The organism is Gordonia rhizosphera NBRC 16068, assembly GCF_000298195.1.
GTDB lineage: Bacteria > Actinomycetota > Actinomycetes > Mycobacteriales > Mycobacteriaceae > Gordonia > Gordonia rhizosphera.
This window is the reverse complement of the sequence record NZ_BAHC01000088.1, coordinates 1-6,922: the sequence shown is the minus strand read 5'-3', so window position 1 is coordinate 6,922 and position 6,922 is coordinate 1. Positions and strand designations below refer to the sequence as shown.

Below are 6,922 nucleotides of genomic sequence, written 5' to 3'. Positions count from 1 at the left end.
AACTGCGCCTCGTCGCAGATGACGAAGTCGAGGCCACATTCCTCGTGCCGTTCCGAGACGAGCGAGTAGAGGTCGATCTCGTCGTCGAGCAGATTCGCCTCGGCCTCCAGGCCGATCCGGCTGGTCACCAGCGCTCCACCAGATCGGTCCTGCTTGGTCACGAGCATTCCCACGCGCCCCTGCTGTTGCTGATTGAACTGCGTCTGCAGTGCGAACGTGGACTTACCCGCACCCATCGGCCCGTAGTAGAAGATCAGCTCTGCGCCCTCAGCCATGCCGTCTGTGCCGCCTCATCGAAGTGATGATGCCGCAGGAGCCCTAGGTCCGCGCGCCGGCGGGATTCGCCCGCCGAGAACAGAAGTTGCCCGCGGGCTCGGTCTGCGAGCCAACGGGCAACTTCGGTGATGGCGCGTTACGCGGCGACAGGGACTGCGGCGAAGCGGTCGGTGTGCTCGGCCTCGAGGCGCTCCTCGAGTTCCTCGAGGGTGGTGCCCTTCGTCTCCGGGACGGACCGGTAGACGAAGATCCACGAGGCGACATTGACGAGAACGAACAATCCGAAGGTACCGGTCGATCCGAGCGCGGAGTTCAGCAGCGGGAAGACGAACGAGATCAGGGCGTTGGTGCACCACAGGACGAACACCGCGATGCCCATGGCGAAGCCGCGCACGTTCAGCGGGAAGATTTCCGAGAGCAGCAGCCACACGCAGGTGCCGATGAACATCTGCACGAAGGCCACGAATGCCACCATGCAGGCGAGGATGACGTAGCTGCGCATCATCGACTCGGGGAGTACGAAGGCCAGCGCCAGGGCGGCCTGCGAGGCGGCTACGCCGGCGAATCCGGTGAGCAGCATGGCGCGGCGACCGATGTAGCCGAGCAGCACGATGCCGATGATGGTGGTGACGACCGAGGTGACGCCCACCGCGATGGTGGCGACGAGTGCGGCGCTCACGCCCAGACCGCTCTGCTCGAGGATCGTCGGCGCGTAGTAGTTGACGGTGTTGATGCCGGTGGCCTGCTGGACGATGGCCAGGCCGCAGCCGATCAGAACGATCCGGCGAATCCACGGCACATCGCGGATGATCGTCAGCGGCGACCGCGTCGAGGAGAGCATGTGGTGGGTGTGGTGGACGATGACGTCGTACTCTGCAGCGGCCTCAGCGGGCGTGCGACTCATCCCGAGCACCGAGCGTGCGTCGTCCATGCGGCCCTTGAAGGCGTACCAGCGTGGTGAGTCCGGCAGCACGAGCATGCCGATCAGCAGCGTGACGGCGGGGATGGCCGCGACGGCGAGCATGATGCGCCAGACGTGCGGGTCCTTGATGAAGTGATCGAGCGCGGCGTTGGTGGCAAACGCCAGCATCTGACCGGTCACGATCATCAGCTCGTTGATGGTGACCATCCGGCCGCGACGATCCGCGGGGGCCATCTCCGCCAGGTACAGCGGGCAGGTGACCGCGGCGGCGCCGACACCGAAGCCGAGGATGATGCGGGCGACGACCATCGGCGCGACCGACGGCGCGAGTGCGCAGGCCAGCGCGCCGACGAGGAAGATGGCGCCGCAGAGCAGGAGCGTGCGCTTGCGGCCGAGGCGGTCGGCGATGCGTCCGCCGAAGAGGGCTCCGAAGGCAGCGCCCGGGAACAGCAGCGAGCTGACCACCATCGCCTCGGAGAACGAGGTGAGGGCCAGATCGTCCTTCATGTAGAGCAGGGCGCCTGAGATGACGCCCGTGTCGTAGCCGAACAGCAGGCCGCCGAGGGTCGCGATGACGGTCAGTTTGGTCAAGAAGCGTCTGTTCGACGCTGTTCCCGCTGTTGTGGTCATGGGGAGAACCTCAGTTTCGAATCGGGGACTAAAGCGCGTTAGTAACGCGCGTAAGTACTATGATGTGAGTTCTGGGTCACTGTGTCAACCATCACCTTCGAAAAAGGGAGTATCGAGTGCCACCGAAAACCGGGGTGAACCGCGGAAACCGCCGCCCGACGATGGCCGATGTCGCTGCTCGGGCGGGGGTGTCACGAACACTCGTTTCGTTCGTGCTCGACGGCAAACCGGGGGCGAGTGAAGAGACCCGCCGGCGGGTGTTGAGCGTGGCCGACGAACTCGGCTACCGGCCGGATGCCGCGGCGCGCCTGCTCGCGCTGGGCAAGAGCAGGACGCTCGGGGTGCTGATCGACGTCTCCCAGCTGTTCGAGGCCGAGATCGTCACCAGCGTCTACCCGGCCGCCGAGAAGCTCGGTCACGACGTCCTGTTGACCGCCAATCTGCGCGGACGTCCGGAACCGGCCGCGATCGAGGCCCTGCTCGATCATCGGTGTGGTGCGGTCATCCTGCTGGGTCCGATGTCGTCCGTCGATGAACTCATCGAGCTGGCCGAGCGTGCGCCGCTCGTCGTCGTCGGGCGTCGGCTGCCCGCCGATGCGCTCGGCGACCGGTTGGCGACGGTGCGGACCAACGACACGAAGGGCATGCGCCTGGCGGTGGACTATCTCGTCGAGCTCGGACATCGTGACATCCTGCACGTCGACGGCGGTGACGATCCGGGGGCGGACGATCGGCGCAATGCCTACCGATCCGCGATGGCGGCCCACGGGCTGGCCGAGCACGCCCGGGTGGTGCGAGGCGCGCACAACGAGGCCGCCGGCGAAGAGGCTGCGCGACTCATTCTCGGCGAGAAGCATTTGCCCACAGCGATTCTCGCGGGTAATGACCGGTGCGCGCTCGGGCTGCTCGACGTGTTCACGCGCAAGGGTATCGACATCCCGGGTGACGTCTCACTGATGGGTTACGACGACAGTCGGCTCTCGGATAATCCGCGCATCGACCTCACCACGGTCCATCAGGACGCCCAGGGGCTCGCCGAGAAGGCGGTCGACCTCGCCGTCGAGATGCTCACCCAGGGGCACGCGTCGAATGTCGACGTGGTCTTGGAACCGAGCCTTGCCGTCCGCGGCACGACCGCGCCTCCGGCGAGCTGATTCGCATCGCGCTGCTGCCGAAACCGGCTACTGAAAATGGTCCCCTGACGGCCTGACGAGGGGATATCCCCTCGGTCGCTCACCACGGGGCCACTTTCAGTAGCCGATCGAGCAGCTCAGTCGCCGAAGATCTACCGTTCGTCAGGGAAGACGATCCCGATCTCGGCACGAATCCGATCCATGACCTCGAGGGTGGCGATCACGTCCGTCGAGGGGTGGATGGCCGAGTCGATGGCCCCGTCGACGATGCGACGTGCCGCGTCCGCGGCCGAGAAGTGCAGCCCGTCCTCGTGTGTGCCCTTCTCCTCGTCGTGGACGAGGGTGTCGCCGTCGCGGATCACCACACTGAACGGACCGGGCTGATAGAACGGCCCGGGCAGGCGTAGGCATGCGTCCTCCCCGGCGACGAACGCCGTCGTCGGTGTGTCGGCGAGGATCGTCGTGTTGATCAGCGACTGTGCCCCGGTGCCGTGACCCATCGTGGCCGAGATCTGGCCGTTGAGTTCGGCATTGGCTGCCTGGCCGATCGCGGTCACCTCGTCGACGTCGCCGAGCACCCACCGCGCGAACGCGATCGGGTACGTGCCCAGGTCCAGCATCGGACCCCCGGCCAGGGCCGGATCGTAGATCCGGTGATCGGTGGTGAAGTACTCACCGTGATCGGCGATGACGGTGCGCAGGGTGCCCAGGATCCCGTCGTCGAGGATCTGCGCGACGACGTCGAATTTCGGCAGGAACCTCGTCCACATCGCCTCACCCGCGAACACCCCCGCAGCGCTTGCCGCTTCGAAGATCTCGCGGGCCTGGCCGGCGTTGATGCCGATGGGCTTTTCCACCAGCACGTGTTTGCCCGCCGCGATGGCATCGAGTGCACACCGATGATGCTGCGGGTGCGGGGTGCTGACGTAGACGATGTCGACGTCCGGATCCCCCAGCAGCGCTTCGTAATTGCCGTGTGCTACCGAGATGTCCAGGCGCCGGGCGAACTCCGCGGCCCGGTCTGACGAGCGCGAACCGACCGCGGTCACCCGCTGGGTGGTGTGCTTGCGCAGGGCATTGGTGAATCGCTGTGCGATCCAGCCGGGACCCATGATCCCCCAGCGGAGTACGGGTGCCGTGGTGGGATCGAGCGTGCGCGGTGACGGCAGATGGCGGGTCAACGTCGGTCCTTTCCGGATCGGTGTGAGTCAGCCTCGGTACTTGGTGACGTAGTCGTTCATGGTGGCCAGCTGATATCGCGAGACCTCCTGGGCGTTCTCGTTCTCGGCGAAGACACTCGAGACCATGACGGTGTCGTCGCGGTCGTAGAAGCCGATCTCGCCGAGAGTGCCGAAGAACTCGTCGAAGTTGACGTCGCCGTCGCCGATCTTGAGGTGCTGATGCACGCGGACTGCGTTGCCGGGCGGGTTGGTGATGTAGCGAAGTCCGTGCGACGCATGGTGATCCATGGTGTCGGCGACGTGGACCAGTCGCAGCATGTCGCCGGCGGTGGTCATGATCTCACGCATGTTGTCGCCCATGTGATAGGTGTGGCAGGCCACGTACACCAACCCGAAGTTGCGCGAGTTGATGCCGCGGATCATCCGGATCGCTGCCAGCCCGTCCTCGACGAAATCATCGGGGTGCGGGTCGATCCGCACGTCGATGCCCTCGCGTTCGATGATGGGGACGAGCTCCTCCATCGAGCGGTAAAAGGCCCGTTCGGACTCCTCGGGCTTCTCCGGTCGCCCGGAGAACTCGGTGTTCATCACGTTGACGTCGAGGTCGACGGTGATCTGGATGGCGCGCTTCCAGTACCGGACGGCTGCCTCTCGGGCATCCTCGTCCGGGCCGGACCACCGCAGCACCGGCAGCACCGAGGCGATACCGACGCCCGCATCGGTGCACGCCTTGCGGAACTTCGCCACCAGGTCGTCGTCGGCCTTGGGGTGGTTGAAGAACGGGATCATGTCGACGTGCGGCGTGAGCTGCAGGTACTCGTAGCCGAGACCGGCGACGACACCGGGCAATTCGAGCAGCGAATGGCTGTGGTGGAACGGGGTGGGGTCGAGTGCGACCTTCATGTCGAGAACTCCTCGGGTGCGGTCAGCGGAACCGGACGGCGGGGACGCCGCAGGAACCCAGGTAGCGCGCGGTCCGCTGGGCGACGGGCAGCGGGGTGTCGGGGGAGCAGGGGTACATGTCCTGCTCGACGATGGCGAAGATGTCGATGTCGAGGCCGGCGACCGCCTCGAGCAGCGGCGGCATCTCCGGGATGCCGCGCGGCGGCTCGGTCATCGCGCCCAGCTTGACGGCCTCGCCGAACGGGAGATCATCGGCCGCGACCTTGGCGCGGACGGCTTCGTCGACCTGCTTGAGGTGCAGGTAACCGATGCGCTCCGGGTGCTTGTGGATGATCGCGAGATTGTCGCCGCCGCAGTAGCTGACGTGCCCGGTGTCGAGGCACAGGTTCACGAACTCACTGTCGGTGTTCTCCAGGAAGCGGTAGATGTTCTTCTCGGTGTCCACGTGGCTGTCGGCGTGCGGATGGTACTGGGCGCGCACGCCGTACTTCTCGAACATGGCCTTGCCGAGCTCGTTCATGCCTTCGGTCTTCTTGCGCCACTGCTCGTCGGTCAGGTTGCGGTCCTCGAGAACCTCGCCGGTGGCCGGATCGCGCCACATCTCGGGGATCACCACGACGTGCTTGCCGCCGACCGCGGCGGTCAGCTTGGCGACGTCCTCGATCTGCGTCCAGACCGCATCCCACGAATTGTCCTGGTGCAGATGCTCGAACACCGTGCCGGCCGACAGCTTCAGCCCGCGCTCACCGAGTTCGTCGAGCAGCTGGCGCGGATCGGTGGGCAGATAGCCGAAGGGGCCGAGTTCGATCCACTCGTAGCCCGAGGCCGACACCTCGTCGAGGAAGCGGGTGTAGGGGGTCTGCTGCGGGTCGTCGGGGAACCAGACGCCCCAGGAGTCGGGTGCGGATCCGACGATGATGTTGCTCATGTGTGTTGTCCCTTCGTGACATTCAGCCGGCGGTGGCCAGCGCGGGGTAGTTGACGGTCTCCAGGTCGCCCGTGGAGAGGGAGCGGGTGGCGGCCTCGGCGATCGCCTGGGCCTTGAGGGCTTCGTTGAGTGTTGGGCCCACCGGCGTGCCGGATTCGAGGGCGTCGACGAAGTGGTCGAGAGCTTTGCGGTAGGTCGGTGCGACGCGTTCGAACCAGCCGGCGTGCATGCCGTCGGTCACCAGCCGGCCGGGCTGGTAGCGCGTGACGGACCCGACGCGCTGACGGCCCGCCTCGATGAGTCCCTCGGAGCCGAGCACCTCGATGCGCTCGTCGTATCCGTAGGCGATGCGCCGCGCGCTGTCGATCTGGACCAGGGTGCCGCCGGGCATGCGGAGCGTCACGACCGAGGTGTCGACGTCGCCGAGTTCGGTCATCCGGGGATCGGTGAACACCGATCCGGCCGCGAACACCGACTCGGGGTCCTCGCCGGTGATCCAGCGCGCGAGATCGAAGAAGTGCACGGTCTGATCGCGCATCTGGCCACCGGATACCGCAATGTATTCCAGCGGGGGCAGGGCCGGGCCGCGCGTGGTCATCGAGACCAGTTCGACGTTCCCGACCTCACCGGAGCGCACCGCCCGGTGGAGTTCGGCGTAGTCGCGGTCGAAGCGACGGTTGAAGTCGACCATCATCGGGCCCGTCGAACCGACCTCGGAGACCACCTCGACCGCGTGGCCGAGATCGAGATCGATGGGCTTCTCGCACAGTGTCGGCAGTCCCGCCGCCGCGGCGCGACGCAGGTGTGTCGCGTGGGTGTCGGTGGATGACGCGATGAGGACCGCGTCGACGGACGAGGGGTCGAAGGCCTCGTCGACGTCGATGGCCCGGGTTCCGTTGCGGACCGCGAGGTCGGTGGCCCGCGCACCGTCGGGGTCGTGGATCCCGAC

General features: G+C 66.5%; 6 protein-coding genes and 1 pseudogene. 1 reads left to right on the top strand and 6 read right to left on the bottom strand.

The window, feature by feature from the left end:
* Positions 1-275 (bottom strand): annotated as a pseudogene (locus GORHZ_RS10650) (thymidine kinase); the annotation flags it as partial.
* A 137-nt stretch (positions 276-412) separates the two neighbouring features.
* Entirely contained in the window at positions 413-1,828 is a 1,416-nt protein-coding gene (locus tag GORHZ_RS10645; RefSeq protein ID WP_040531278.1) for a sugar porter family MFS transporter, read from the bottom strand.
* Positions 1,829-1,989: 161 nt separating this feature from the next.
* Here GORHZ_RS10645 and GORHZ_RS10640 point away from each other — a divergent pair, with 161 nt between their 5' ends.
* Entirely contained in the window at positions 1,990-2,982 is a 993-nt protein-coding gene (locus GORHZ_RS10640; protein WP_051998833.1) for a LacI family DNA-binding transcriptional regulator, read from the top strand.
* 131 nt (positions 2,983-3,113) lie between these two features.
* Here the strand turns inward: GORHZ_RS10640 and GORHZ_RS10635 are convergent, their stop codons facing one another.
* From GORHZ_RS10635 to GORHZ_RS10620, 4 genes are all read right to left on the bottom strand, one after another.
* Entirely contained in the window at positions 3,114-4,142 is a 1,029-nt protein-coding gene (locus GORHZ_RS10635) for a Gfo/Idh/MocA family protein (protein ID WP_006332844.1), read from the bottom strand.
* 27 nt (positions 4,143-4,169) lie between these two features.
* Complete coding sequence (locus GORHZ_RS10630) at positions 4,170-5,045, bottom strand: sugar phosphate isomerase/epimerase family protein (RefSeq protein ID WP_006332843.1); 876 nt, start codon at positions 5,043-5,045, stop codon at positions 4,170-4,172.
* 22 nt (positions 5,046-5,067) lie between these two features.
* Positions 5,068-5,973 carry a sugar phosphate isomerase/epimerase family protein gene (locus tag GORHZ_RS10625; RefSeq protein ID WP_006332842.1) on the bottom strand — a complete coding sequence of 302 codons (906 nt, stop codon included), beginning with the start codon at positions 5,971-5,973 and terminating at the stop codon, positions 5,068-5,070.
* Positions 5,974-5,995: 22 nt separating this feature from the next.
* Positions 5,996-6,922, bottom strand: a 927-nt coding sequence (locus tag GORHZ_RS10620; RefSeq protein WP_006332841.1) for a Gfo/Idh/MocA family protein, incomplete at its 5' end; no start/stop codon positions are given.